Source organism: Streptomyces sp. TAA040 (assembly GCF_000424845.1).
On record NZ_AUKR01000016.1, the window covers coordinates 1 to 24653 of the forward strand.

Annotated in this window: 27 protein-coding genes, 3 pseudogenes and 2 riboswitches; of the genes and pseudogenes, 15 read left to right on the plus strand and 15 right to left on the minus strand. The window is 70.7% G+C overall.

The features are described from left to right. Window positions 1-57: 57 nt before the first annotated feature. The 4 genes from H300_RS27095 to H300_RS0115360 all read right to left on the minus strand — a co-directional run bounded on the left by H300_RS27095 (window position 58) and on the right by H300_RS0115360 (window position 2955). Window positions 58-516: a tyrosine-type recombinase/integrase gene (locus tag H300_RS27095; RefSeq protein ID WP_486583892.1), complete on the minus strand. Its 459-nt coding sequence runs from the start codon at window positions 514-516 to the stop codon at window positions 58-60. A gap of 61 nt (window positions 517-577) precedes the next feature. Continuing rightward, window positions 578-1450 carry an IS3 family transposase gene (locus tag H300_RS0115350; RefSeq protein WP_028428140.1) on the minus strand — a complete coding sequence of 291 codons (873 nt, stop codon included), beginning with the start codon at window positions 1448-1450 and terminating at the stop codon, window positions 578-580. Next, window positions 1447-1746 (minus strand): transposase, encoded by a 300-nt coding sequence (locus tag H300_RS0115355; RefSeq protein ID WP_158678372.1) that lies wholly within the window; start codon window positions 1744-1746, stop codon window positions 1447-1449. The genes H300_RS0115350 and H300_RS0115355 overlap by 4 nt, the downstream gene beginning before the upstream one ends. Window positions 1747-1793: 47 nt before the next feature. Continuing rightward, window positions 1794-1910, minus strand: a riboswitch (cobalamin riboswitch). Between the two features lie 61 nt (window positions 1911-1971). Next, window positions 1972-2955, minus strand: coding sequence for a ferric reductase-like transmembrane domain-containing protein (locus H300_RS0115360; RefSeq protein WP_028428142.1), 984 nt, complete (start codon window positions 2953-2955; stop codon window positions 1972-1974). Window positions 2956-3160: 205 nt separating this feature from the next. Next, a riboswitch (cobalamin riboswitch) is annotated at window positions 3161-3390 on the plus strand. Between the two features lie 167 nt (window positions 3391-3557). Here H300_RS0115360 and H300_RS0115365 point away from each other — a divergent pair. From H300_RS0115365 to H300_RS0115395, 7 genes are all read left to right on the plus strand, one after another. After that, complete coding sequence (locus H300_RS0115365; RefSeq protein WP_486583894.1) at window positions 3558-4493, plus strand: GHMP family kinase ATP-binding protein; 936 nt, start codon at window positions 3558-3560, stop codon at window positions 4491-4493. Next, a complete protein-coding gene (locus H300_RS0115370) occupies window positions 4490-5512 on the plus strand; it encodes a pyridoxal-phosphate dependent enzyme (protein ID WP_028428144.1) in 1023 nt (340 codons plus the stop codon). The genes H300_RS0115365 and H300_RS0115370 overlap by 4 nt, the downstream gene beginning before the upstream one ends. Next, a complete protein-coding gene (locus tag H300_RS0115375; protein WP_028428145.1) occupies window positions 5509-6762 on the plus strand; it encodes an ATP-grasp domain-containing protein in 1254 nt (417 codons plus the stop codon). The genes H300_RS0115370 and H300_RS0115375 overlap by 4 nt, the downstream gene beginning before the upstream one ends. After that, window positions 6755-7984, plus strand: coding sequence for an MFS transporter (locus H300_RS27100; RefSeq protein WP_051270074.1), 1230 nt, complete (start codon window positions 6755-6757; stop codon window positions 7982-7984). The genes H300_RS0115375 and H300_RS27100 overlap by 8 nt, the downstream gene beginning before the upstream one ends. A 6-nt stretch (window positions 7985-7990) precedes the next feature. Then, the gene (locus H300_RS0115385) at window positions 7991-8740 is read left to right on the plus strand and encodes a class I SAM-dependent methyltransferase (protein WP_028428146.1); all 750 of its coding nucleotides are present in this window, start codon (window positions 7991-7993) and stop codon (window positions 8738-8740) included. Window positions 8741-8852: 112 nt separating this feature from the next. Beyond that, window positions 8853-9425 (plus strand): DUF2243 domain-containing protein, encoded by a 573-nt coding sequence (locus H300_RS0115390; RefSeq protein ID WP_028428147.1) that lies wholly within the window; start codon window positions 8853-8855, stop codon window positions 9423-9425. Beyond that, a complete protein-coding gene (locus tag H300_RS0115395; RefSeq protein WP_051270075.1) occupies window positions 9422-10261 on the plus strand; it encodes a cytochrome c oxidase assembly protein in 840 nt (279 codons plus the stop codon). Before H300_RS0115390 ends, H300_RS0115395 begins: the two co-directional genes overlap by 4 nt. 5 nt (window positions 10262-10266) lie before the next feature. Here the strand turns inward: H300_RS0115395 and H300_RS27105 are convergent, their stop codons facing one another. Beyond that, the gene (locus H300_RS27105; RefSeq protein ID WP_051270076.1) at window positions 10267-10698 is read right to left on the minus strand and encodes a DUF302 domain-containing protein; all 432 of its coding nucleotides are present in this window, start codon (window positions 10696-10698) and stop codon (window positions 10267-10269) included. A 156-nt stretch (window positions 10699-10854) separates the two neighbouring features. Here H300_RS27105 and H300_RS0115405 point away from each other — a divergent pair, with 156 nt between their 5' ends. Genes H300_RS0115405 through H300_RS0115415 form a run of 3 tightly spaced genes read left to right on the plus strand, consistent with a single transcriptional unit; the run spans window position 10855 to window position 13370 of the window. Continuing rightward, the gene (locus H300_RS0115405) at window positions 10855-12219 is read left to right on the plus strand and encodes an MBL fold metallo-hydrolase (protein WP_028428149.1); all 1365 of its coding nucleotides are present in this window, start codon (window positions 10855-10857) and stop codon (window positions 12217-12219) included. Between the two features lie 45 nt (window positions 12220-12264). Then, on the plus strand, window positions 12265-12630 hold the full coding sequence (locus H300_RS0115410; RefSeq protein ID WP_028428150.1) for a rhodanese-like domain-containing protein: 366 nt from the start codon (window positions 12265-12267) through the stop codon (window positions 12628-12630). Then, window positions 12627-13370 (plus strand): sulfite exporter TauE/SafE family protein, encoded by a 744-nt coding sequence (locus H300_RS0115415; RefSeq protein ID WP_028428151.1) that lies wholly within the window; start codon window positions 12627-12629, stop codon window positions 13368-13370. Before H300_RS0115410 ends, H300_RS0115415 begins: the two co-directional genes overlap by 4 nt. A 21-nt stretch (window positions 13371-13391) precedes the next feature. Here H300_RS0115415 and H300_RS0115420 read toward each other — a convergent pair whose 3' ends face one another. After that, window positions 13392-13670, minus strand: coding sequence for a metal-sensitive transcriptional regulator (locus H300_RS0115420; RefSeq protein ID WP_028428152.1), 279 nt, complete (start codon window positions 13668-13670; stop codon window positions 13392-13394). 92 nt (window positions 13671-13762) lie between these two features. Here H300_RS0115420 and H300_RS0115425 point away from each other — a divergent pair, with 92 nt between their 5' ends. Further along, complete coding sequence (locus tag H300_RS0115425) at window positions 13763-14329, plus strand: rhodanese-like domain-containing protein (protein WP_028428153.1); 567 nt, start codon at window positions 13763-13765, stop codon at window positions 14327-14329. A gap of 147 nt (window positions 14330-14476) precedes the next feature. Here H300_RS0115425 and H300_RS32455 read toward each other — a convergent pair. Together H300_RS32455 and H300_RS32460 are read right to left on the minus strand one after the other, a co-directional pair. Beyond that, window positions 14477-14713 (minus strand): annotated as a pseudogene (locus H300_RS32455) (transposase); the annotation flags it as partial. Continuing rightward, window positions 14704-14832, minus strand: a complete 129-nt coding sequence (locus H300_RS32460) for a hypothetical protein (protein WP_486583899.1) — start codon at window positions 14830-14832, stop codon at window positions 14704-14706. The gene H300_RS32460 and the pseudogene H300_RS32455, both read right to left, overlap by 10 nt. A gap of 181 nt (window positions 14833-15013) precedes the next feature. On the opposite strand from H300_RS32460, the gene H300_RS31105 reads away from it, so the two are divergent. Beyond that, the gene (locus H300_RS31105) at window positions 15014-15163 is read left to right on the plus strand and encodes a hypothetical protein (RefSeq protein WP_199779196.1); all 150 of its coding nucleotides are present in this window, start codon (window positions 15014-15016) and stop codon (window positions 15161-15163) included. A 306-nt stretch (window positions 15164-15469) separates the two neighbouring features. On the opposite strand, the gene H300_RS0115440 is transcribed toward H300_RS31105, so the two are convergent. Next, window positions 15470-15850, minus strand: coding sequence for a TetR family transcriptional regulator C-terminal domain-containing protein (locus H300_RS0115440; protein WP_051270077.1), 381 nt, complete (start codon window positions 15848-15850; stop codon window positions 15470-15472). 777 nt (window positions 15851-16627) lie between these two features. Here H300_RS0115440 and H300_RS0115450 point away from each other — a divergent pair. Next, complete coding sequence (locus H300_RS0115450) at window positions 16628-17437, plus strand: SAM-dependent methyltransferase (RefSeq protein WP_028428156.1); 810 nt, start codon at window positions 16628-16630, stop codon at window positions 17435-17437. Between the two features lie 153 nt (window positions 17438-17590). Here H300_RS0115450 and H300_RS30285 read toward each other — a convergent pair. The 5 genes and pseudogenes from H300_RS30285 to H300_RS0115465 all read right to left on the minus strand — a co-directional run. Continuing rightward, window positions 17591-18132, minus strand: a pseudogene (locus H300_RS30285) (alpha/beta hydrolase); the annotation flags it as partial. A 29-nt stretch (window positions 18133-18161) separates the two neighbouring features. Then, window positions 18162-18412: pseudogene (locus tag H300_RS32465) on the minus strand (IS630 family transposase); the annotation flags it as partial. A 54-nt stretch (window positions 18413-18466) separates the two neighbouring features. Beyond that, a complete protein-coding gene (locus H300_RS27115; RefSeq protein WP_051270079.1) occupies window positions 18467-19375 on the minus strand; it encodes a Scr1 family TA system antitoxin-like transcriptional regulator in 909 nt (302 codons plus the stop codon). 92 nt (window positions 19376-19467) lie between these two features. Next, entirely contained in the window at window positions 19468-19695 is a 228-nt protein-coding gene (locus H300_RS0115460) for a DUF397 domain-containing protein (protein ID WP_028428157.1), read from the minus strand. A gap of 439 nt (window positions 19696-20134) precedes the next feature. Further along, a complete protein-coding gene (locus H300_RS0115465) occupies window positions 20135-20362 on the minus strand; it encodes a hypothetical protein (RefSeq protein ID WP_028428158.1) in 228 nt (75 codons plus the stop codon). A 312-nt stretch (window positions 20363-20674) separates the two neighbouring features. On the opposite strand from H300_RS0115465, the gene H300_RS27120 reads away from it, so the two are divergent. Beyond that, a complete protein-coding gene (locus H300_RS27120) occupies window positions 20675-21772 on the plus strand; it encodes a Ppx/GppA phosphatase family protein (RefSeq protein ID WP_078516031.1) in 1098 nt (365 codons plus the stop codon). Between the two features lie 67 nt (window positions 21773-21839). Further along, window positions 21840-22373: a hypothetical protein gene (locus tag H300_RS27125; RefSeq protein WP_051270081.1), complete on the plus strand. Its 534-nt coding sequence runs from the start codon at window positions 21840-21842 to the stop codon at window positions 22371-22373. 182 nt (window positions 22374-22555) lie between these two features. Here the strand turns inward: H300_RS27125 and H300_RS0115485 are convergent, their stop codons facing one another. Beyond that, window positions 22556-24580: a CocE/NonD family hydrolase gene (locus H300_RS0115485; RefSeq protein ID WP_028428159.1), complete on the minus strand. Its 2025-nt coding sequence runs from the start codon at window positions 24578-24580 to the stop codon at window positions 22556-22558. Window positions 24581-24653: the final 73 nt, after the last annotated feature.

The window sequence follows — 24653 nt, forward strand, 5'->3', positions numbered from 1 at the left end:
CACGGCCGGGAGGTGAATCTCCTGGTCAGTGGGTCTTTCTCGTGTCTCGATCCACTGCTAGCGGACGACTCGGAGAGGCCGTGGGCGAGGCGGCTCTGGGACCAGTTTGGGACCAGGGGCGGTCTTGGACGACTTGAGGTGCTCGCTGAGCGCCGCGCCGGCACGAGCGATCGAACGAGGATCCGGGCGCAGGTAGCGTTGTGTCGTGCTGAGCGAGCCGTGACCGGCGATCTTCCGCAGCACATGCAACGGCACGCCGGCGTCAGCCATCCACGTCAGTCCCGTGTGCCTCAGGTCGTGCCGCCGCAGATGCTCGAACCCCAGCCGGACGACGACCTCGTCCCAGTGCGTGGCATCGCGCAGCACCGCGGTCGATATCCGCCCGCCGCGGGGCCCGGCAAAGAGGCGGGCCATGGGGTCGCCTCCCACGGCAGCAATGCGTTCGGCGACCAACGGTCGAATCTCCGGGATGATCGGGACAAACCGACGGCGCTTACCCTTCGTACCCTTGTCCACCAGACCGCCCGGCGAGGGAGTTGAGCTTGTTCCGCTTTGACGGACACCACCGGTGTGGTGGTCAGGCTGCGAGTGCGGTCTCGTATTCGGCGGGACTGCGATAGCCGAGGCTGCTGTGCAGACGGTGCAAGTTGTACCAGCCCTCGATGAAATCGAAGATCGCGGTGCGGGCAGCGGCCCGGCTGGGCCAGGAGATGGCGTCGAGCAACTCCCGCTTGATGGTGGCGAAGAACGACTCGGCGAGTGCGTTGTCCCAGCACTGTCCGGTGCGACCGACCGACAGACGCACCCCCAAGTGGTCTGCCAGCGCGGCGAACTGCTGGCTGGTGTACTGGCAGCCACGATCCGAGTGAAAGATCACCGGCCGGGTGGGACGGCGCTTCCGACAGGCGGCCGTGAGGGCATCGGCGACCAGATCGGTCCGCAGGTGGTCGGCCGTCGCCCAGCCGACCACGCGACGGGAGGCGATGTCGTTGACGGTGGCCAGATAGAGCCATCCCTCCTCCGTGGCGATGTAGGTGATGTCGCCGCACCAGCGGGCATCCAGGCCGGCGGGGTCAGGCTGGAAGTCCCGGACGACGAGATCGGGCCGCAGGGCAGCTCGTGGATCGGGGATCGTCGTCAGGTGCCGTCGTCTGCGGTGTCGGCCCTGCAGGCCGGCAGCCCGCATCAGCCGCGCGACACGTCGGCGGCCACATCCGGCGCCTGCCCGCTTGAGCACGGCATGGACGCGCGGGGCACCGCAGGTTCCCCGCGATCTCGCGTGGACGTCGGCGATCTGTTCCGTCAGCTGGGCATCACGGACCGTGCGGGGGCCAGGCTTGGCAGCGCGGCGGGCATAGAAGGCAGTCCGGGAGACCTTCAGCAGCTCACACGCTCGTTTGACGCTGTGACCTGCACGCTTCTCCGCCTCGATGAACGGGTGCACCGTCACCGGGTCTCCTTCGCGAAGAAAGCCGTGGCCCGCTTGAGGATGTCGACGTCCTCACGCAAACGGCGGTTCTCCCGCCGCAGTGCGGCCAGTTCCTCGCGTTCGCTGCTGGTCAGGCCGTCCCGCTCGCCCGCATCGACCTCGGTCTGCTTCACCCAGTCACGCACCGCGGTCTCGGTCAGATCGAAGTCCTTGGCGATCTGACCGACCGAGCGGTCACCGCGTCGGCACAGCTCGACGATCTCCGCCTTGAACTCCGGCGCGAACGAGCGACGAGGGCGAGGCTTCTTCTTCCCCATGCTCTCCATGATGAACATCCTCCCGGGGCCGAACCCCTGATCTCGGATGTCCGTCAGAGCGGATCAAGCCCACCCCGGCCTTCCCACCCGCTGCCGGTCAGTGGCGTGTCGGGACTCGCTCGGCGATCACAGTGGCGGGACCGCGCCGGATTCACACCGGCTTCCTCGTTCCGCCGTCGCCTTGTCGCCAGCCATCATCCCCGCTCCGGGACGCCGTGTCGGCCGTCAGTCCGTCTCCTGGGTGTGCGGGGCCGTAGCAGGCGGATGGGTCGGACGGTCCCGCCCGCCGTCGCGGCCGGACACCACCACGACGACCAGCCCGACAACAAGGGCTGCTGCGACGACACGTCCGCTCGCGCGCGCCCACCAGGCCGGACGGGCCGCATTCGCCCCTCCCCTCGGCGGGCCCAGCCGTTCGGCCCGCCGTGCCGGTCTCAGCAGACGGAGCAACAACAGCGCGGCAACGGGTATCTGCAACAGCCAGAGAACGGTGCGCGGCCACTCACCGAACCAGACGTTGGTTCCGTACAGCAGTGTGTGCCACACGCTCAGCACGTAGACGACGATCACGAACCGGTGCAGACGCCGCCAGGTGTTCGCGCCGATGCGATGCCGGACGTAGAACAGCAGGCCGAGCGGAACTGCCAGGTACAGGGCCCCCTGGCCCAGGGGGATGGCGATCTGGCCGGTACCGGAGTCGTACCAGCCGGGCACGAAGCTGTCGGCGAAACCCACCCACAGGCGCCTGGCCCAGCCCACCTCCGACTCGTAGCGCACCAGCTCCGCAGCGAACATCAGCGCGTGGGCGAACATCAGCGCCGTGGTCGTCAGGCTCGTGGTGCGGTGCCAACGTTCCAACGTCTGCCGAGAGACAGGCGGCCGGGCGGTGCGCGGCCCCGACAGCAGCAGACCGAGTACGACCGTGCCCCAGGCCCACAGCAGACCGGACCAGCCGAACGCCTGGCTGAGCAGGTACATCCAGTAAGTGCGGGCGTCGTCCATGAACGGCATGACCGCGACGGTGTCCGAAGTGCCCGACTCCATGCGCACCCACAGCAACACGAACACGAGCGCCGTGACCACCACCGCAGCGGTGGCGTCGGGCAGGGCGGACCGCAGGTCGCCGCGCAGCGCGACGCGGTCCCCGGGAGGCCGCCCGCCTCCGGGCGGGGCTACTGACCCGCCGTCCAACGTGGCGTCTGGTGTCATCAGGGGCCTTTCGGGCATGGGCCACCGCGGCAACGGTGTGCATGTGTCGTGAGGGAACGAGTCTGGCTGATGGGGCGGCTATCCCCAGAGGCGTTATCCGGCCAAAGCTCCACCACACGCGTACAGGGGTCGCCCACGTACACGCTCCCCTCCGGATTCAGGACAACCGCCGAAGCCCCACTGTCTCAGGAGTACGAGCGCCCGTACGCTGAGGCACGCAGTCGGTTCGCGCCTCCCGTCCGCCCGGACACCGGGGGCGCGACGCAAGAGGGAACCCGGTGCGAATCCGGGGCTGTCCCGCAGCGGTGAGTGGGAACGAACGCCGTCGATGTCACTGGGCCCGCGCCAGGGCCCGGGAAGAGACGGCCGATAGGTGTCCGCCCCTTCGGCTGACGCGCCCGCGAGTCCGAAGACCTGCCGCTGCGTCCGCGTCCCGCGCGGGCTGTGCACGTGACCTCGTGGACTGGGTCGGCGGTACGGGCGGACGTACGTCGTGCGTGTGACCGCGCCTCCTTCCCTGTCGGTGTTCAAGGGCCGGTACGGAGGAGGATGGTGTGCGGGACCCAGCCGCTGCGCGTCGGCCTTTCCGACCCCGGGTCGACGTGGCGTCCGACGGACCGGAACGGGCGATTCTCGCACCGGTCGCGGGCGGGCTCCAGGAATGGGAGAGGTCACGCGGCACGGTGTCCGGCGTCTGCCACGGAACTCTGGGCGAGCTGTACCAGGGCCCGTTGCAAGCAGGCAGCACTCCGGAGATCGCGGTGGTGTCCTTCCCTGTGGACCGTCACTCCTGGGTGTACTTCACACCGAGGTCGACGGCCGGACCGCGGCGCTCGCCGGCGCTGGGTGAGAAGTCGTCAACAGCCGCGCGGATCTTTCTGGACCACTACGGTCTCACCCTGCCCCCGGGTGACTGGCGGACCCACTCCGAACTGCCGGTGGGCGTGGGGATGGCCAGTTCGACGGCGGATGTCGTGGCGACGCTGCGCTGTCTGTTCCGTGCATTCTCCCTGCCGTACGAGGAGGGCGTGGTCCTCTGCATCCTGGCGGAGATCGAGCGCGCGGACAGCGTCTTCCTCGACGAGTTCGCCCTGTATCTCAGTGGGCGGCACCGGGTGGTGCGGCGGCTGGGACCGGACATCGGCTTCCACACCGCCTTCGTCACGGAACCCGGCACGGTGGACACCGCCGCCGTCACCCCCCTGCTGCTGGACCACTACCGACACCGCGGCGAGGAGTACCAGCGGTGCCTGACCGAACTGGTGAAGGGCTTCGGCTCGCGCGACGCCGTCGCCGTGGCCCGTGCTGCGACGATCAGCGCCGCGTTGTCCCAGGAGGTGCTGCCCAAGGCGAGCTTCGGCAGTCTGCAAGCACATCGTGAGCGGTTCGGAGCAGACGGGATCTTCGTCGCCCACACCGGGTGCCTGGCCGGCTATCTCTTCGCCTCACGCCCATGCGCCCACGTCAAGGCCGAGCTCTCCGCGTTCTTCCACTCGCTCGGCCACCAGTGCACCTTCGCCCAAGGAGGCTACGGGTGATCCACCCCCACATCGCCGATGCCCTGAAGGTCCCGGACCTCGTCCGGCTCACCGATGGACTGGTCCTGCTGCGGTTCGAGTCGATGAAGATCTACTCGGCCCTGGCCGCCGTCCGCCACCTGCTGGAGCGGGGCGCGGTCCGTCCGGGCCAGACCCTGATCGACAGCTCCAGTGGGATCTACGCCTACGCCCTCGCACTGGCCTGCCACCGGTACGGCATGCGGTGCCACATCGTCGCTTCCACCACCGTCGACGCCACCACCCTGGCCCAACTGGAGGTGCTCGGCTGCACCATGGAACAGGTGAGGCCGTCGCGGAACCTCGGGCTCGACCAGGAGCTCCGCGTGCGACGCGTGCGCGAGATACTCGACGAACGCCCTGACCACCACTGGATGCGCCAATACCACGACGGCATCCACTACCTCGGATACCAGGAGGTCGCCGACCGGATCGCCGCGCAGTTCCCCGCCGCGCCGCTGACGGTCGTCGGAGGGGTGGGTTCCGGAGCCTCGACCGGCGGCATCGTGCAACGTCTGCGCACCCGGGACTCCACCGTCCGTCTGGTCGGCGTCCAGCCTTTCGGCAGCGTCACCTTCGGCAGCCAGGAGCACCACGACCCGGATGCGATCATCGCCGGCATCGGCTCGTCGATCATCTTCGACAACGTCCGCCACCATCTCTACGACACCGTGCACTGGCTGGACTTCACCCATGCCATGTCCGGTGCCGTCGCCCTGCTGCGCCGACACGCGGTGTTCGCCGGACTGTCCACCGGCGCCGGCTACCTGACGGCGTCGTTCGAGGCCAGCCGCCACCCCGACCGACTGCACCTGGTGATAGGCGCGGACACCGGACACCGCTACGTGGAACGCGTGTTCGCCCGGCATGCCGAGGCCCTGGATCCGGCCACGCTCACCCCCCGCGAGGTCCGCAGTCCGGAGGAGATGACCATGCCCTGGTCGAGGATGCTGTGGCAGCGCACGCCCTGCCCGGCAGGCTGGAAGGAGAGTGCCGCATGACCGTGGCCTGCCTGGAGTCTCTGACCTTCGGCCTCGGCCACCTGGTCCGCGCGGCCGACCAGTTCGGCGAGCGTGTACTGCTCCTCACCCGGGACCCCGCCCACTACGCCTACGAGCTGAACCGGCTGCCCACCGACGCCCTTGATGTCGTCGTGACCGACACCTTCGACGTGGAGCGCGTGGCCGCTCTGCTGAGGCGCACCCCGGAGTTGCGGGGGCTGGTCAGTTCCACCGACACCTGGACCCTGGCCGGCGCCGCCCTCGCCGAACGCCTCGGACTGCCAGGCCTCGATCCAGCCGTCCAGCGGCTGACCCGGGACAAGGCCGCCGTACGCAACACGCTGCACGACGCGGGTCTCACTCGCGCAAGGGCCGTCGAGAGCACCGAACCGAACCACGGGGCACGCGACCTGTCGCTCGAGGAGGCAGGGCTGCCGCTCGTGCTCAAGGACACCGCGGGTACCGGGAGCCGTCACGTGTGGCTGGTCCGTGACGCGGGCGAACTGGAAGCGGCTCTGGCGGAGGCGTCCGGTCGGGACCTGAACGGACGGTTGTTCGCCGAGCCCTATTTCAGCGGCCCGGTGTACAGCGCCGAGACGCTCACCTGGAACGGCCGCACCAGGCTGCTGGGAGTTTCCAGCCGGCTCATGTCACCGGAGCCGTACTTCCGGGAGGAGGTCACCGCCTTCCCGGTGGCGTTCCCGAGTGCACAGCGAGCATCGCTCGCGTCGTGGCTCGACCGGGTACTCGCCTGTCTCGGCTACACCGACCGGTTCGCACATGTGGAGTTCGTGCTGACCGCCGACGGCCCGGAAGTGGTGGAGGTCAATCCCCGCATCGGAGGCGCACTGGTCGGAGAGGGCCTGTGTCGGGCGCTCGGCGTCAACGTGTACGAGGCGATGATCGAGGCAGCGCTCGGCCGCCGCCCCGGCCTCATGGACGCGGACCTCGCCGGCGGCCCGGCGGTGGCCTTCGTTCTCGGCTACCCGGCCGCAGCCGGCGTGTTCACCGGCGTCACCGGGCTCGACCGGCTCACCGACATGCCGGGCGTCCCCGCCTGGTATCCGACCAAACAGGTCGGCGAACTCATCGAGCACCTGGGCGACAGCCGTGGATACGCGGGCATCGTGTACGCGGAGGCGGAGACCGCCGAACTCGCCACCCATCGCGCGGTGTCCGCAGCCGGGTCCCTGCGGGTGCTCACCGACCCGTCCCCCGGCGCGGTCGGCCGGGAGACGCCCGGTGGCTGAGCCCACCCCCCGGGGGCCGGACCTGCGAGCGTCGCTCCTTCCGCTCACCGGTCCTCTGCGGTTCCTCCTGCTCAGCTCGTTCCTCATTCCGCTCGGCAGCTTCATGGTCCTGCCGTTCATGTCGGTGTTCCTCCACGAACGGCTCGGGATGGGACTCGGCACGGTCGGCGTCGTCCTGGCCGTGGCGTCACTCGTGCAGTTCTCCGGCGGCATCGTCGGCGGAGCCCTCGCGGACCGGGTCGGACTGCGCCGCACTATGCTGTGGGCACTCGTCGTCCGCACTGCCGGTTTCGCCGGGCTCCTGCTCGCCCTGCGCTGGCCGACCCTCGCGATCTGGGCGCTGGTCCTGACATGTTGCGGTGCCGCGCTCTACCTGCCCGCGAACAAGGCCTACCTGGTGCACGGCATCGAGGACGAGCGCCGTCCGGCGTTCCTCTCGGCAGGCAACGCGGCGCTCAACGCCGGTATGGCTGTCGGCCCGCTCGTCGCGGGACCGTTCGTCCTGTCGTCGCCCGGCTGGCTGTTCGCAGCCGCGACGGCGCTGTTCCTGGCAGTCACAGCGGGACACGCGCGGCTGCCCGGGACCGACGGGGGACACGCCACCGAATCGAGGGAAGCGGCTCCTGCACGTCTCCTGACCGGCGTGGCGCTCCTGCCGTTCGCCGCCAACGCACTGGCCTTCTACCTGTACTTCCACTTCCAGCACTTCCTGGCGGTGTACGCAGTCGAGCGTGCCTCCGGCTCGTTCTACAGCATGGTGTTGCTGCTCTGCTTCACGCTTGTCATCGTCGTGCAACCGCTCGCGTCCGGCCTGATCCGGCGCATGCCGTACGCTCTGGCCCTCGCGATCGGCTTCGCGGGCCTGGCCGCGGGCCTGGCCGCACTGGCGGCCGGTACCCGAGTGGCACTGCTGACGGGCGGCGCGCTGATCACTCTCGGGGACATCGTGCTGTTCCTCAAGAACGATCTGGAGGCGCTGCGTCGCAGCCCGCGCTCCGACGCCGTGGTCTTCGGCCAGCAGCGGCTGGCGGCGGGCCTGGGTGCCTGCGCGAGCGGCGTGCTGGGCGGGCAGTTGTACAGCATCGGCGAACGAGCCGGACACACCGGCTGGTTCTGGTCGCTGGCGGCCGCACAGTGTCTGCTGCTTCCTCCTCTCCTGCTCACGCTGCGTCGTCGCACGGCGCGGCCTCCTGTCCCGACGGCGACCATGAAGGAGCACTGACGCGCGATGACACGTACGGGCGGATTCCAGGACGATGACTTCTGGACCGAGTTCCATGACTTCCTCTTCTCCGAGCAGCGCTACGAGCAGGCGGAGCAACTGCTGGACAGCTCTCCCCTGCTGGCCTTCCCCCAGGGGGCGCGTGTGCTGGACCTGTGCTGCGGGCCTGGGGTGTTCACCGTGCCGCTCGCCCGCCGCGGTCACCACGTGACCGGAGTCGACCTGAGCCCGGCCATGCTGGACCGGGCACGCGAGCGGTCGGCGGACCTCGATGCCGACACGACGTACGTACGAGCCGACGCGCGTGCGTACGAGGATCCGGGCGGCTTCGACGTCGTCCTCAATGTGTTCACCTCCTTCGGATACTTCGAGGACCCCGCCGACAACGCGCGCGTGCTGCGCAGCATGCACACCTGCCTGGCGCCCGGCGGCACGCTCCTCCTTGATCTCGCCGGAAAGGAACTGCTGGCCCGCAGGGTGACCCCGCCCAAGGTGGTGCGGCGGGGCGACGACCTGATGGTGCAGAGCGACACCGTGCTGGACGGGTGGGCGCGGCTGCGCAGCGAGTGGGTACTGGTCCGGGGCGAACGGGTGACACGAGCAACCCTGACGTGGTTCGTGTACAGCGCCGTGGAGCTGCGGAGGATGGTCGAGGAGGCGGGCTTCACTCGCGTGGAGGTCTTCGGCGGGTTCGACGGGCGCCCTTACGACGAGAGCGCCGAGAGGCTCGTCCTTCGGGCTGTCCGCGAAGGGTGAGAGGAGCCAGGCTGCGGGTCGTCCGACGAGAACGGCGCGAGTGATGTGGTGAAAGAGCGGACAATCGGGTACCCACCCGGGCACCGAGTTGCCGGTCAGCGGAGGTAGCGGGATGTCGAGCAGTGTGGGTGCGGAGCGTCAGGGCGCGAGGGCGGGTGAGCGGCCCCGTAGTCTCCAGCTGCCGGGTATCACCCTCGGTGTGGGGCTGGGCGGCTTCGTGGACGGAATCCTGCTGCATCAGCTGTTGCAGTGGCATCACATGCTGACCAGCACCAATGACGACCGGATCGGGGTGAAGTACTACCCGGCGAACACGGTGTCCGGTATGGAGATGAACACGGTGTGGGACGGCATCTTCCACACGGTCTGCTGGGTGGCGGTCCTCGCCGGTCTGGGCGTCCTGTACGCCCGCGCGACGCATCACCGGCGCCGGGTGTGGACGTCTGCGGCGCTGTGGGGCTGGATCCTGGTCGGCTGGGGCCTGTTCAACCTGGTCGAGGGCGTCCTCGATCACCACATCCTGGGGATCCACCACGTGTACGCCGGTGACCAGCAGATCTGGTGGGACCTGGGCTTCCTGCTGCTGGGCGCCCTCCTGGTCGCGGCGGGCTGGCTGATCCAGCGCCGGGCCACGCCCTTCGATCCGGAGGCTGACGGGACGGTGCGGGAGGCCCGACGCGCATGAGCGGGCATGCCGTGGATCACCACCAGGACACCGGCGACCTGCCTCTGGAGGTTCTGCTGCCGGCCGTGGGCGTCCTGCTGCTGGCCGGCGGCTACGTGCTGCTGGCGGGCCGCGCTCGGCGGCGCAACCCACAGGCCGGGTGGAGCCGGTGGCGCAGCGGATGGTTCCTCGCCGGGTGCGCACTGCTGGCGGGCGGGCTCCTGCCCCCGATCGCACCGTGGGCCCACGGCGACTTCCGCGGCCACATGCTCCAGCACCTGCTGGTCGGCATGTACGCGCCGCTGGGCCTGGTGCTGGGCGCTCCCGTCACGCTGCTGCTGCGCAACCTTCCCGTCGGACAAGGGCGCCGCCTGACCGCTCTGGTCCAGAGCAGGCCGCTGCACGCCCTGGCCAACCCGGTCACCGCTCTGCTGCTCAGCGTCGGCACGCTGGGGCTGCTGTACTTCACGCCGCTCTCCACCATGATGTCGGCGCACACGGGGCTGCACTGGCTGCTGCACGCCCACTTCCTCTTCGCCGGGTGCCTGTTCGCCTACGTCATCGCCGGACCCGACCCGGCCCCCGCCCGCCCCGGTGTTCCGGTACGGATGGTGGTGCTGGGCGTCGCGATCGCCGCGCACGCGCTGATCTCACAGCTCATGTACGGCGGTTTCGGCATCGACATCCACGCCCCCGTCGACCAGGTACAGGGCGGCGCCCAGATCATGTACTACGGCGGCGACATCGCCGAGCTGCTCCTGGCCGTCGCACTGGTGGCGACCTGGCGCCCGGGGCCCGGCGCCCGCCGGGCCCCGCAGCCGACGCGCCGACCCGGGGCACGGCCCGCGGTGCCGTAAGCCGCTCACTCCTGAGCGATGGCTCCACGTGCCGGGTGCTCTCCCTTGCCGCCGGCGAGCGCGGTCAGGGCGTCGTCCAGGCGGCGGGTGGCTTCCTCGGCGACGGGCTTGAGGGCGTCCTGTCCGGTCAGGGTGACCATGGTGCCGGGGTCGAGGGCCTGGACGGCGATGCGCTCACCGTCGGTACGGACGACGACGTTGCAGGGCAGCAGCAGGCCGATGGAGCGATCGACTTCGATCGCCTGGTGGGCCAGGGGCGGGTTGCAGGCGCCGAGGATCAGGTAGTTCTCCATCTCGTGGCCCAGCTTCTCCTTCAGCGTGGTCCGCACATCGATCTCGGTGAGGATCCCGAAGCCCTGTTCGGCCAGTGCTTCGCGTACGGCGGTCACCGTCTGTGCGAAGTCGCCGTTCACATGCACGGTGCGGCTGTAGGTCATGGCCGTTCTCCTTGCTCGTCCGGTGCGCTGATGCGTCCGACCTGCGACGGGTACCCGGTCGCGAAGCCGCTGATCTCAAATATACCCCCAGGGGTAATGGTGTTACGGTGGAAACAGATACCCCCCCGGGTAATTTTCGATCGTGAGGAGTACCTCGTGTTCTTCGTTGACACCATTGAGCTGGAAGGTCTCGGCAACCGCAGCTACCTGGCCGGGGGCGAGAGCGCCGCCGTGGCGGTGGACCCGCCGCGTGACATCGACCAGGTCCTGGCGTCAGCCGCCCGGCGCGGTGTGCGGATCTCCCACGTGGTGGAGACCCACATCCACAACGACTACGTCACCGGCGGACTCGAACTCGCCCGGATCACCGGCGCCCGCTACCTCGTCCCGGCCGGCGCGCATGTCTCCTTCTCCCGTGTCCCCGTCGCCGACGGCGACAGCGTGGACATCGACCCCGGTAGCGGGGTGCGCCTGACCGCGCTCTCGACACCGGGCCACACCCCGCACCACACCTCCTACGCACTGCAGGAGGCGGGACGTGCGGTGGCCGTCTTCACCGGCGGGTCGCTGCTGATCGGCACGGTGGGCCGGCCGGACCTGGTCGAACCGCGGCTGACCGAGGAGCTGGCCCGTGCCCAGCACGCCTCCGCCCACCGCCTGGCCTCCGATCTGCCCGACGAGACGGCGGTGCTGCCCACTCACGGCTTCGGCAGCTTCTGCTCCTCGGCCCAGGCGGAGGGGGAGGGAACCACCATTGGCGAGGAGAAGAGCAGGAACAGCGCGCTGACCGTGGACGTGGAGATCTTCGTAGCGGACCTGCTGGCCGGGCTGGAGGACGTGCCCGCCTACTACACGCACATGGGCCCGGCCAACGCCGAAGGCCCCGCTCCGGTCGACCTGACACCACCCGCCCTCGCGGACGCCCAGCAGATCGCTGCCCGCCTCGCGGCCGGTGAGTGGGTCGTCGACCTGCGCCACCGCGTCGCGTTCGCCGAGAGGCACGTCTCCGGGTCGTTCAACTTCGAGGCCGACGGCAAGCTCGCCACCTACCTGGCCTGGCTGATCCCCTGGGGCAAACCGGTCACCCTGCTCGCCGAGTCCGCCGGGCAGCTCGCCGACGCCCAGCGCGAACTGGTACGGGTGGGCATCGACCGCCCGGCCGCCGCCGCCACCGGCTCCCCGGCCGACTGGCTGCCCACGGGACAGGCCCCGACGTCCTTCCCCCGCTCCACGTTCGCCGGGCTCGCCGCACACAACCATGCTGACCTGGTGGTGCTGGACGTGCGCCGTGACTCCGAGCGGTCCCAGGGGTGGATCACCGGGTCGGTGCACATCCCCCTCCACGAGCTCCACGGCCGCCTGGCGGAGGTGCCTTCGGGGACGGTGTGGGTGCACTGCGCCGGCGGCATGCGGGCCGCGATCGCCGCGTCCCTGCTGGACGCCTTCGGCCGCGATGTCGTCGCCGTCGACGACGGCTTCGACGCCGCCACCGACGCCGACCTGCCCCTGACCGCAGGCTGACACCCAGCTCCCATCACCACACGAGAAGGAGAGGGGAGAACTCTGATGTTCGTCTTCCGCCACAGCCGGCCCCGCGTCAGCGAAGACCAGGCCCACAGCCGCACCAGCAGCGCCACCCCGGACGCGATCCTGCTCGACGTCCGTGAAAAGCCGGAATGGCATGCGGGCCACGCCCCCGGCGCCGTCCACGCCCCCCTGTCGAGACACGGCGCCGGAGCCGGACTTCCGGTCGAGGCCCCAGGCCGGCCGCAGGTGGTGGTCTGCCGCGGCGGACACCGCTCCCGGCAGCCGGCAACACTCCTCACCCGGTGCGGAGCGCAGGCGGTCGACGTCAAGGGCGGCATGAACGCGTGGACCGGCACCGGCCCCCTGTCGCTCGACAAACGCGGGGACCAAGGCCGGACAGCGTGACCGCACTCGTTCTCGCCCTCATCGCCGGGGCCGTCGTCGGGATCGCCCTCGGCGCCCTGGGCGGCGGCGGCAGCGTCCTGGCCGTGCCCGCCCTGATCTACCTGCTCGGCTTCAGCCCGTCCGCGGCCACCACCGCCAGCCTGATCATCGTGGCCGCCACCTCCGCCGCCGCCCTGCACGTCCACGCCCGCGACGGCCACGTCACCTGGAAGGTCGGATCGCTCTTCGCCGCGGCGGGCATCATCCCCGCCTATCTCGCGGGAGCCGCCGCCGGCCGTGTGCCCGAAGTGGTGCTGACCCTCGCGTTCTCGGTGATCGCCGGACTTGCGGCTGTGCGGATGTTCCGCCCGTCCTCGTCCCGCCGACCGGAGCGGATTCGGGCCGGCAGGGCAGCCGGGGCCGGCGCTGGACTCGGTGCGGTGACCGGCTTCCTCGGCGTCGGCGGCGGCTTCCTGGCCGTCCCGGTCCTGGCGGGCGTCCTCGGCCTGCCCATGCGGCGGGCGGCGGGCACCAGCCTGCTCGTGATCACGGTCAACTCGCTCGCCGCCCTGGTCGCCCGTACCGGGACCGGCGGCAGTCTCGACTGGGCGCTGATCGGGCTGTTCACCGGAGCGGCCGTCCTCGGCGCCTGGGGCGGCAGACGTCTCAGTGTCGAAGTCTCCGGCGACAGTCTCCGGAGAGCCTTCGCCGGGGTGCTCCTGGCGGTGGCCTTGTTCATGCTGATCGACGTGATCGCATGAACCCTCCGGCCACCGCGCCCGTCAGGCCAGGGAGAGGAACAGCTTCTCCAGCCGGGCCCGCATCTGATCGCGGTCGCCGACCTCCTGACCGCCCTCGGCCATGCAGTGCTGCAGCCCGGTCGCGATGATCGCGAACCCGGCCCGGTCCAGCGCGCGGGAGACCGCCGCGAGCTGCGTGATCACGTCCTCGCAGTCCCGGCCCTCCTCAATCATCCTGATGATCCCCGCGATCTGGCCCTGAGCCCGCCGCAGCCGGTTCAGAACCGACTTCAGCTCGTCGGCCGCCATCTCCAGCTCCACCGTGCACCTCCATTGACTACATACCCCTAGGGGTATTATACCCGGGTGCGGACACTCCGCCCCCGGAACATTACGGAAGGACCACCCCGCACATGACCACCCCCACCGCTCCCCCCCCCGCCCAGGCAGCCGCCAGCCTCGACGACTACGCCGTCGTCGACGTGCGCACCCCCGGCGAATACGCCGCAGGCCACCTCCCCGGGTCCCACAACATCCCCCTCGACCACCTCCACACCGCCCTCCCCGCACTCAAGGCGGCAGCCGCCCGCAGCCCCCTCCTCATGGTCTGCGCCTCCGGCAACCGCTCCACCAGCGCCTGCACCGAGCTCGCCGCGGCCGATGTCCCCGCTTCCAGTCTCACCGGCGGCACCACCGCCTGGGTGGGCGAAGGCCGCCCTCTCCACCGGCCCGAGAACACCGAAGCCGTCTGGCCCATGGAGCGCCAGGTTCGCCTCGCCGCCGGATCCCTCGTCGTCCTCGGCCTCGCCGCCGGAACCCGCTGGCGCCCCGCCCGCTGGCTGTCCGCAGCCGTCGGTAGCGGCCTGATCTTCTCCGCCGCCACCAACACCTGCGGCATGGCCGCCGCTCTCGCCAAACTCCCCCACAATCAGCCCCGCACTACAGACCTCCACGCCACCCTGCAAGCCCTGCAGGGCTGATACGGACCGCGGACGAAGCGAGACGACTGATTCGCGGCGAGGGGTTGCACACCCACGAGCTGCGGCCAGTCGTCCTTCGAAGGCACCCTCGAAGGCACCGAGGGTGCCTTCCCGCGCATCATCCAGCGGCGGCCCTTGCCTGCATACAGGCTTGAGCCGCTTGGTGCTCTTGCCCCCGTCCGCTCGGGCCGCGTGCCGGAAGCCGTTCCCCCGCAGGTGGATGATGCGGGTCCGGACGAGCGTGCACGGCCACATGGTCTCGACCGGATCAGGCGGCCTCCTCGGCCCGTCGCAGATGAGCATCAGGACGTCCTCGACTCTGCGGTTCCTCAGCCCGGCGAAGAACCGCAGTCGGCACTCGGCACCCTCAGCGCTCAGGTGCAGCCCTTCCGTCGGAACCGGTCGACCAGCCGGTCGTCAGCCTCGCGCTCTCCCACGCCCGTCTCCGGCTCGGGCGTCGACTCGGTGGCAGCGGCCTCCCACTCGTTCGCGACGTCAGTCATCAGGTGTCACTCCAACATCGGTGCGTCTCGTGCATCCGGCGCCCGGATGACGACCGGCGCGACAGTCCGGAACCCGGGATGGAACACGGCCGGCGATCCCGAGGTGAGGCCGCCGGCGGACCCCTCCCGCCCCGAGGCGAGTGCGGCCCCACCACGGCAGCTCTGCCATCGGTTCCTGGCGGTGGTCCAGCACGACACCGGTCAGGTCCTGGCCACCGGCAGCGGAGCGGGCGTGATCAACTTCCCGGCCACCTCGGTGCGCAAGCTCAGCTTCGAGGTCACCAGTTCCCACGGCACCCCGCGGGTGGCGGAGTACGAGACCTTCGCGTAGCCCCTCGCGCGCGGTCGTCCACGGGCAGTCACCTCCGGGTGGCTGCCCGAGAGTGGCCCCACTCCGCGCGACACGCCCCGGCGTCGGGCCGACGGCTTTCCGTGCCACCGGCCCGGCGTTCCGCTGTGTGCGGCCGCGCCGGGGCGGGGTCGGAAGGCGAGGGCCACCCGATAGGCCGCACCGGGAGCGGACAGGGACGACGGACACCGCCGGCACGGACGTGGCGGAGGCAGTGACGCCCCGGCTCCCCCGGCCGCCACGACGTCAGCAGTGCCTGCCAGGACGCCTGCGTCGTTCCGCGTCGCCTCAGCCTTGGGCGTGGCTGCGACCGGTTCGCAGGATCTCGTCGGAGAGCTCGGGCTCGACGTGTCGTACGGCTCGGGCGAGCATCAGCGCACCGACCATTTCACTGAGCAGGCGCACGGCACGGTGGCGGGCCTCGCCCGGGTCGGACTCGCGCCCTTCCTCCTCGGCTTCACGCAGGAACTCGGCGGCGAAGCCGTTGAGATAGCCCTCGACCCCTTCGGCGTACGCGTGCTGTACGGGGTCGCCGTGCCGTCCGGCGTCGGCGACCAGCGAGGCGGAAGGGCAGCCGCCGTCCCGGGCGTCACGGTGTGCGGCGGACAGATACCCGGCCACAAGGCGCTCCAGCGGAGAGCCGCCCTGGTCCGGACCGTCCTCGATCATCCGAGCCAGACTCCCGTGCGAGGCGGCGAAGGAAGCCCCGCACACCTCCACGACCAGTTCGCTCTTGGAGGCGAGGTGCCGAACCGAGGGACGACCCCGCAAGCCCCGGCTCGGCGCGGACCACGGAACCGTCGCACGGGTACGGCCCGACCGGCCCCACCGGGCCGGCCTGCGGGGCAACCCGGAGTTCCGGGCGTTCGTGGAGCTCCACCAGGAGCGGTACCACGACTACGCCCGGGCGAGGCTGGCCGACGAGGCCTCGGCCACAGCCGCCGTACGGGCCACCCTCGACACGGTCGCGGACCGGTGGGAGGTACTGCTCAGGAGCCCGCGTCCGGCCGCCGGGGCCTGGTGCCACCTGCGCGACCGGGTCACGCCCCCCGGGGGCGCGGCAGGAACAACGGGGACCCGGTCGTCCGGCGGCTGCACGCCGCACTCCCGCCCGCGGCCGCAGACGCGGCACTGCTCAGGTTCCGGCTGCGGATGACGGTGCCGGATCTCGCGGCCCTGATGGGAGCGGACCCATCGGCGGCCACGGTGTGGCTGCTGACGGCCGGACGGCGACTCCCGGCCGGCGACATCGCCCAACTTGAGCATGGCCTGAGGCACTTGGTGGCAGAGTCCGCTCGGAGAGACTGAACTCTGCACCGACTCCCCCCCTGTGCAAAGCCCTTGGAGCACGATCTCCGCAGGTGGTGGTGCGGGCCGTCGCACCCTCCTACGATGGGGCCTTGGTCCCTGGGGAGATGCGGGACCCGAAGCGGGAGGGGTCCGTCCTTGACGAACAACAGACGTGTCGACTTAACGGTTCCGAGCGCGGCCAGGATGTACGACTGGCTGCTGGACGGGGACTACAACTACGAGGCCGACCAGAAGGCCTGCACGCAGTTGCTGGAGGCGGCTCCGACCACCAAGGAGCTGGCTCGGAACAACCGCTGGTTCCTCCAGCGCGTCGTGGAGGTCATGGCGGCCGAGCATGGGATCCGCCAGTTCATCGACTTCGGATCCGGCCTGCCGACGCAGAACAACGTGCACCAGATCGCGCAGGCGGTCGCCCCCGAGACCCGCGTGGTGTACCTGGACAACGACCCCGTCGTCCTGGCTCACGGCCGCTCGATCCTCGACGAGAACGACCGCACCGCCATCATCTCGGCGGACATGGCGGACACGGACCACATCCTCAAGCACCCCGAAGTGACCGCACTCGTCGACTTCACGGAACCGGTGGGCGTCCTGTTCAACTCGGTCCTGCACTGCGTGCCGGACGAGGCGGGGCCCAAGGAGCTGGTGCACCGGGTCGTGGACCGGCTCGTGCCGGGCAGTCTCGTCGTGGTCTGCCAACTCGTCAGCGACGACGAGGCACTCCGGCGCGAGGTCACCGAGATGATGCTGGAGCAGACCCACGGGTACTGGGGACGGGTGCGGGAACGCTCCGACGTCGACGGCTACTTCGAGAGGCTGGAAATCCAGCCGCCCGGCCTCGTGGACGTCACGGACTGGCGTCCGCAGTCCGAGCTCCAGCAGCGGCAGCGGAGCGTGGAGTGGACCGAGTACGGCGGATTGGCGAAGGTGCCGCAGCGCGACTAGGGCGCGTGTTCGAAGTTCTGGTCGCAGCCACTCGTTGATGGCTGCGACCAGCACCGTTGCCTTGTAGCGGACCGCGAGTCTGTCGTACCTCGTCGCCACGGCCCGGTGGCGTTTGAGGCGATTGATCCCGCGCTCCACCGCGTGACGCGCCTTGCCTTTGTCTCTCAGCCGGAGCAGGGCCGCCAGGGCGAGTGTGGCTCCCGCGAAGCTCCCGCCGCTCGCAAGTCGGGATGTTCCGAAGCGGGCATCGGCTTCTTCAGCGAGCCAGAGCGCCGCTGCTTCACAGTCTTCGGGTGCCGCGGGCCAGGGGCGCTCAGGGGCCAGCCGGTAGTCGACGCTGACAACAGCGAGGGGCAGGGCGTCTGCGAGCTCGCGGTTGCGTTTGCCTCCTCGCGCTGCGGAGTCCACGGAGAAGCCGCCGCCGTGTACGTCCAGGTAGACGCCCCGCGACGGACCGTCGACAGAAGTGAAGATCCTGACGGGGACGCGCGCTTCTGCGGCTTCGATCGTCTCTTCGACGGCAGACGGATCGGCGGCAGGAGGAGCAGGCCTCTTCGCTCGGGCCTCCTTCAGCTCCTTCAGCTCCTTCAGCGGGCTGGGGCCACGTCCTGCCGCCCTCGACTTGCAGAAGTCACGAGCTTCATCGACCTGCTCCGCGCGACATCAGCGAACAGTGCGTCCAGGGCGAACCGCACGCGCCCCCTTTTTCATCACTTGGTCTCAACCGGATGCCCAGGGGCCCGAACTCGTCGAACGCACCTACACGATCCGGAAAGCGCTCCAGCACCTCCTCGATGCGGCCCAGCTTGGCGTCGCGCTCGGGGTCAGGCGGCTCCTTCCTTGTCTCGGTCCGCTGAAAGGTGACACCGCGGCGGGCGAACAGGCACCGTAACGCCTCGTGGCCGATCCGGATGACGTGGCCGTGCACTCTCCGCGGCAGGCGGCGAGCTTGCGGAGGGACCAGGGGGTGAAGGGCACGCGGGGGCGGCACCGGAGCCGCCCCCGCGTGCCCTTCGATGCACGCAGGCCTCAGTCGGTGTACCGGTCGAGGGCGTCCAGCAGCATCGCCCTGCTGTCCCTCCACGAGGCGGCCGCCTCGTGGCTGAGCCGCAGCATCAGTTCGACGTGGCGTTCCACGTCGTCCGGCTTCGCGTAGTAGGTGGCGTCGTCGTTCCCCTCGACGTACACCATCGGGGGCGGTCCGCCCGGTCCGAAGACGAGATGCGTCATCGACCCGTGGTTGGAGACCACGGAACTGTCCAGAGGGACGAAGCGGAGCGTGACACCGGGGGTGCTGACGAGCCCGAGCAGCTTGCCGAGTTGCTCCCGCATCGTCTGCGGAGTGCCGACCCGGCGGAGCAGGACGGACTGGTCGAGCAGGAACGTCGCGCGCGACGGAGCCGCCTGCTCGAAGAAGCGCCGCTGACGCGCCTGGCGCAACGCGAGGCGCTGTTCCACCTCGCTGCCTTCGCGCACCCGGAGACCGTCGCTGATGATCCGCCGGGCGTACCCTTCGGACTGGAGCAGCCCGGGTACAATCTTCATCTCGTAGGTGGTGAGGCGGGCGCACTCCGACTCGAGCCCGATCAGCCGGTGCATCCACGCGGCCGTGAAGTCCGCGTGGGGCTGGAACCACTCCGGCTCCAGCGTGCGGCGGGCCAGTTGCTCCAGGTGGGCGCGCACCTCACTGGAGACCTGGTAGTGGGTTGCCAGCTCCGCCACGTCGCGCAGGTCCGGCGGGCTCTCCGCGCGTTCCAGCCGGCTCAGCTTGGAGACGGAGGCGTTGACCGCCTTGGCCGCGGCTGTGACCGTCGAGCCGTGGCGCTCCCGCAAGCGGCGGAGCTCCGTACCGAGCACGAGCCCTGCCGCGGTCGGGTTGAGTTCACGCTGCCGGGTGGGGGCGAAGAGCAGTGGTGAATCATCGGGTCGGGCGGACACACGGACTCCATTCACACAGGAGGACGACCCATCATGACATGACGGAAGCCCGAATGTCCGGCCGAAGTTACTTAATGCTGGGTTGAGTTGACCTAGAGTGCGTCGAACTCGCCTTGCTTGGCCCCATCCAGGAAGGCGTCGATCTCCGCCGCTTCGAAGACCAGGGCCGGCCCGCCGGGGTCGGTCGAGTTGCGCAGGGCGATTCGTCCCTCCGGCAGCGCGGCGAGCTCCACGCACTGCCCGTTCGCCGTGCTCCTGCGGCTCTTGACCCAGGTCGCTTCGATCGATCCCGCCGGAACTCCGTTGCGGTAGCTCCCCATACGCCACTCCCTGACTCGCTCTGCGGTTTTCCGGCTTCCCACCGCCTCCTCGACCCGTCGAGCGGGGGCACAAGCAGGCGCGAACCCCGTGCAATCCCGTGATGCAATTGCATGGACCCGGAACCCGCATACTAGCGCCGTTCGGGTGAACCGCACCGCCCCGGGGGCAGAGAGCCCCAAAATGTGACGGCACATCAGCCGATCACCCGCGCCTCCCGTCCCCGCCACGCACAGGGAGAGCGGGAGGCGCAGGTTCCGGGGACTGCGGAGTCGCCCACCGCGCAGTCGTGTCGCTCTACCCGGGCTGTCCGGGCGGAGCGACACGACTGTTCTGGCTCCGGGGCCACCGGAAGGACAGACGGGTCACCGGAGCACGTGCGTCTCCCGGCCGACGCCGGAGGCGCGGCGGGCACGGGCGTCCGGAGCCGCCGCGCCCACGTCATCCCTCCTGCTGCTCGTACTGCGCCAGCGCGAGACCGATACCGAGGAAGGTCGGCGCCCACTCCCCCACATAGATCCCCCAGCGGTCTGCCCGCGCCAGGTCTCCCGCGGACTCCCCCTTGAACGACCCCGCCCAGGCCGCCATCGACAGGCCCACCGATACGAGCGCCGCCGTGTACGCGTGTTCGCTGCGCAAACCCTTGTCGTGGAGCATCTTCATGATCATTTTTCCTCCTGGTGGTCTCCCGAGCGCCGCGCGGCAGCGTTCCGCCGCACGTCCTCCTCCACCATGAGCGCGGTCGCGGGGGCTCGCATCCTGTCGTCCGGGCTCCCCACGCGGACCGACCGCTCCGGCGCAGAGGTCCGGACGGGGCTGGCGACGGGCGCGGGCGGCGCTCCGCCGGCGGAGCGCAGGGGGAGCGGTCCTATACCCTGCGATGTCGGTCCGAACAGCTCGGACGGGGCGAACAGGCGGTTCGGAGGGCGACGGATACGGGTGAGGGACATGATCGAGCGGGCGAGGGGTACTTCAGACGTCATGAGAGTCGGTGTACTGGATGTCGGGTCCCAGGCCGCTTCTCTTCTGGTGGCGGATTCCTGCGGCGTCATGCTCGAACCGGTCGAGTCCACCCGCCGGAGGCTGCGGCTGGGGCAGCTCGCCGACGCGGACGGGCGGCTGGGCGTGAAGGCCGCGGACCGGATCGCGGGGGCGGTCGCCGAGTGCCGCGAGGTCGCGCGCGGGGCCGGTGCCGAGGAACTGCTCGTCTACGCGACCGCGGTGGTCCGCGAGGCGCCCGACCGGGCCCAGTTGCAGCGCTTCGTGCACGAGCAGACCGGCGTGCGGCTGCCGGCGCTCCCGCCCGGACGCAAGGCGGCCCTCGCCTTCCACGCCGCCCGCCAGTGGGCCGGCGACAGCCGGGGCCCGCTGGCGCTGCTGGACCTCGGAGGCGGCCGGCTGGAGATCGCGGTCGGCGACCGCAGCCCGGACTTCGTCACCAGTCTTCCGCTGGGCGCCCGTCGACTCACCCGCCAGTGGTTCGCCGACGACGATCCGCCCGACGCGGAACTGCTGGAGGAGATGCGGGCCCACATCAGGGCCGAGCTCGCCGGCACCGCGGAGCGCGTCCGGGAGGCCGGGGCCACCCTGACCGTGGCCACCTCCCGCACGTTCCAGCAGCTCGCCCGCCTCTGCGGAGCACCACCGCTGCGGGAGGGCCCGGAGGCGGAACGCCGGCTGGCCCGGGCGGACCTCAAAGGCGCGGTCACCACCCTGGCCGCCCTGCCCCCGGCCGAGCGGGCCTCGCTGCCGGGAATCTCCGCCGCGCGGGCCGGGCAGTCGCTCGCCGGGGCGGTCGTGGCGCAGCAGATCCTGCGGCAGCTGGGTCTGGACGAGGTCATGATCTGCCCGTGGGCGGTACGCGAAGGCGTGATCCTGCACCGCCTGGCGGCCGGTGCGACGGTCGACCCCGGCTGGCAGCGCCTCTCGGCAGCACCGGAGCGGGAGCGGACGCAACTGTCGAAGAAGCCTCCCGGGGCCGGGCCGCTGAGCGCCGGCTGGTCGCCGGTCGGGAACCGGGCATCCGCCCGGCGGGGTGGGCCGGGGTCGGCCGGACCCGGCGCGGCGCGGTCGACATGACCCGCACGGGCGTGGGGACCCGGGTCGGGCCCTCCACATTCGGACCGGAAGACCTGGGAGGACGGCCATGCCGTCTCGTTTCACCACCGCGCACGAAGCCCGGCAGTCGCAGGAGCTCGCCGTCTACCTCAACGACCATCTCGGCGGAGCGACCGCCGGGGTGGAGCTGGCCCACCGACTGTCCGAGGCGCAGGCGGGCACCGCGAGGGCGGGCGGTCTGGAGCAGGTTGCCGCCGAGGTCGGCGAGGACCGCGCCTCACTGCTGCGGATTATCCGGGTCCTGGAGGTGCCGGTCACCCGGTACAAGGTCGTGGGCGCCTGGGCGGGCGAGAAGCTCGGACGCTTCAAGCCGAACGGCCGGCTGCTGGGTGGTTCCCGTCTGCGGACGGTCGTCGAACTGGAGGCGATGTTGCTGGGGGCCCGGGGCAAGGCCCTGCTGTGGGACTCCCTGCTGATCCGGGCCGAGGACGACGACCGCTTGGACCCGGAGGCGTTGCGCTCCCTGATCGCGCGGGCCGACCGGCAGATCGAAGTACTGCGGGACCACCACGACCACGCGGTCCGCGAAGCGCTCGGCGGGGGCCGCCTCCAGGGGGACTGACGTCGGGCCGCGGGCGGGCCGCACGGTCGGGCGCCCCCGATCCGGGCGCGTCGCCCCGGAGTCCCCGGAGGGTGCGCCGGAGCGGCAGGAGCCCGACGCGCGCTCGGCCCGGGCCGGAGCGCACGCAGCACGGCGGCCCCGCGGGCCGGGCAACGGGGCCGCCGTGCTGCCAAAGGCGCGGCTCAGAGGTGGTCGCGCGGCACGCTGATGTTCCAGGTGCGGGAGAAGACGCGCTGTTCCCCCTCGAACCCGTCCAGTGTGGCGTCCACCAGGAACTCCTCCTCGGTGCAGCGCAGCACCGTGCGGGTCTCGGTCCTGACCTTCCAGTCCCCGCGGGTGAAGGTCATCGTCCAGGCGGACTCGCCGCGTGCCGAGTCGAACCGGTCGGCTACCCAGTCGTAGCGTTCGCAGGCCCGGCGGCCGACCTCCAGGTCGATCGCGTCGAAGCGGACGACGCCGCTGTCCTTGACGATGTCGAGCCGGGATCCGTAGTCGACCAGGTCCCGGGAGACCTGCCACTTCTGCTCGGGCATGGTGACCCGGGTGGCGGGCGGCGGCTCCGCGCCCTCCGGTTCGTCGAACCCCGGCGCCGGCGACTCGGAGGCGTCGATCGGCCGGATCGGCAGGCCGAGGCTGCTCGATCCGGTGCGGATGCCGAGGAGTACCGGCTTGGGCGGCGGCCAGGCGAGTGGCCAGTAGGACGTCGAGAGCGAGAGCCTGATCCGGTGCCCGGGCGGGAACGCCTGGGCGATCCCGTTGAGGCGCACGGTGGCCCGGTAGCGCTCCCCCGGCACGAGCGCCTCCGGTTCGGCGGCCTGCGGGTCGCGGCGGTTGAGGTTCAGCAACCCGTAGGTGACCCGGGTCGCGCTGCCGTCGGGCGCCACGTCGGACAGCCGTGCGGCGATCATGGCGACCGGCTCGCTCACCGTGAACTCGATCTCCACCGTGGGCTCGCCCAGCACCTCGACGCGCGTCTCCAGGGCCTCGGTGTCGAACACCATCGAGCCGCCGTCCTCCTCACGCTGGTCGTAAGGGAGGTCGGGCGGGGCGTTGTAGGAGGCCCACTTGCCGGCGAACTGACCGACGGAGAGTGGGGACTGGAGGGTCAGCTCCTCCGATGCGATCTGCTCCTCCGGCCGGGCGATGCGGTGCCGGTCGAGTGGGAAGGCGGTGCGGTCGATGCCGGGCGAGGGCCAGGCGTCCTCACCGACCCAGCGGCCCGGCCGGTCCTCGTAGGAGGTGGACGGCGGCACGCTCTCCTGCATCCACGCCTGGAGTGCGGGACCGTCCATCACGCCGTTGTCCCGGTCCTTCAGCCAGTGGTCCCACCAGCGCACCACTTCCTGGAGGTAGCCGATCGCGGGGCCGGGCTCGCCGAGGTGCGGGAACTTGTGCGACCAGGGGCCGATCAAGCCCTTGACCGGGGCCTTGACGTTCTCCAGCAGCCGGGTGACCGCGTTGGAGTACCCGTCGGCCCAGCCGCTGGAGGCGAGCACCGGTACCTGGAGCGCGTCGTAGTCCTCGCAGACCGAGGCGTGCCGCCAGTACGCGTCGCGGCGCTGGTGGCGCAGCCACTGCGCCACCCAGGGGCCGCTCCCCTCCAGCCGCTCGTGCCACATCTCCCGCCAGCGCTCGCCGACCAGGGCCGGGTCGGGCGGGCAGGTGGCGTAGGCGAACATCGTGCCGGCCTCGGCGAGGTTGTCCGACAGCAGGCAGCCGCCCATGTAGTGCATGTCATCGGCGTACCGGTCGTCGGTGAAGGACGCGGCGACGACGGCGCGCAGGCTCGGCGGCCTGCGCGCGGCGACCTGCAGCGCGCTGAAGGCGCCCCAGGAGATGCCCATCATCCCGGTGCGGCCGTCGCACCAGGGCTGCTCGCTGAGCCATGCCAGGACGTCCTCGGCGTCCTGCTGCTCGATCTCCAGGTACTCGTCCCGCAGCACTCCCTCGGAGTCCCCGGTGCCGCGGAGGTCCACCCGCACGCAGGCGTAGCCGTGCCCGGCGATGTAGGGGTGGTGAATAGCGTCCCGGCCGGAGGTGAGGTCCCGCTTGCGGTACGGGATGTACTCCAGCACGGCCGGCACCGGCTCGTCGTCGGAGCAGGTGGGACGCCAGATCCTGGCCGCGAGCCTGGTCCCGTCGGAAACTGGGATCCAGAGGTGTTCCTCTTCCTGCACGGAGTAGGGGAAATTGCTCACCACGCGCATCTGCTGCCACTCTCCCTGTGCTGACTGTGCTGTGCCGGGCCGTGCCCGACCCCGGCGGGCGGCCCGCACCCCT

Bases quoted from the DNA above. Each gene is read 5' to 3' on its own strand.
- H300_RS0115355 (WP_158678372.1), bottom strand. From the start codon at position 1,746: ATGGGGAAGAAGAAGCCTCGCCCTCGTCGCTCGTTCGCGCCGGAGTTC.
- H300_RS0115360 (WP_028428142.1), bottom strand. From the start codon at position 2,955: ATGACACCAGACGCCACGTTGGACGGCGGGTCAGTAGCCCCGCCCGGA.
- H300_RS0115375 (WP_028428145.1), top strand. From the start codon at position 5,509: ATGACCGTGGCCTGCCTGGAGTCTCTGACCTTCGGCCTCGGCCACCTG.
- H300_RS0115385 (WP_028428146.1), top strand. From the start codon at position 7,991: ATGACACGTACGGGCGGATTCCAGGACGATGACTTCTGGACCGAGTTC.
- H300_RS0115390 (WP_028428147.1), top strand. From the start codon at position 8,853: ATGTCGAGCAGTGTGGGTGCGGAGCGTCAGGGCGCGAGGGCGGGTGAG.
- H300_RS0115395 (WP_051270075.1), top strand. From the start codon at position 9,422: ATGAGCGGGCATGCCGTGGATCACCACCAGGACACCGGCGACCTGCCT.
- H300_RS27105 (WP_051270076.1), bottom strand. From the start codon at position 10,698: ATGACCTACAGCCGCACCGTGCATGTGAACGGCGACTTCGCACAGACG.
- H300_RS0115410 (WP_028428150.1), top strand. From the start codon at position 12,265: ATGTTCGTCTTCCGCCACAGCCGGCCCCGCGTCAGCGAAGACCAGGCC.
- H300_RS0115425 (WP_028428153.1), top strand. From the start codon at position 13,763: ATGACCACCCCCACCGCTCCCCCCCCCGCCCAGGCAGCCGCCAGCCTC.
- H300_RS32460 (WP_486583899.1), bottom strand. From the start codon at position 14,832: ATGACTGACGTCGCGAACGAGTGGGAGGCCGCTGCCACCGAGTCGACG.
- H300_RS0115440 (WP_051270077.1), bottom strand. From the start codon at position 15,850: ATGATCGAGGACGGTCCGGACCAGGGCGGCTCTCCGCTGGAGCGCCTT.
- H300_RS0115460 (WP_028428157.1), bottom strand. From the start codon at position 19,695: ATGGGGAGCTACCGCAACGGAGTTCCGGCGGGATCGATCGAAGCGACC.
- H300_RS0115465 (WP_028428158.1), bottom strand. From the start codon at position 20,362: ATGATCATGAAGATGCTCCACGACAAGGGTTTGCGCAGCGAACACGCG.
- H300_RS27120 (WP_078516031.1), top strand. From the start codon at position 20,675: ATGAGAGTCGGTGTACTGGATGTCGGGTCCCAGGCCGCTTCTCTTCTG.
- H300_RS27125 (WP_051270081.1), top strand. From the start codon at position 21,840: ATGCCGTCTCGTTTCACCACCGCGCACGAAGCCCGGCAGTCGCAGGAG.
- H300_RS0115485 (WP_028428159.1), bottom strand. From the start codon at position 24,580: ATGCGCGTGGTGAGCAATTTCCCCTACTCCGTGCAGGAAGAGGAACAC.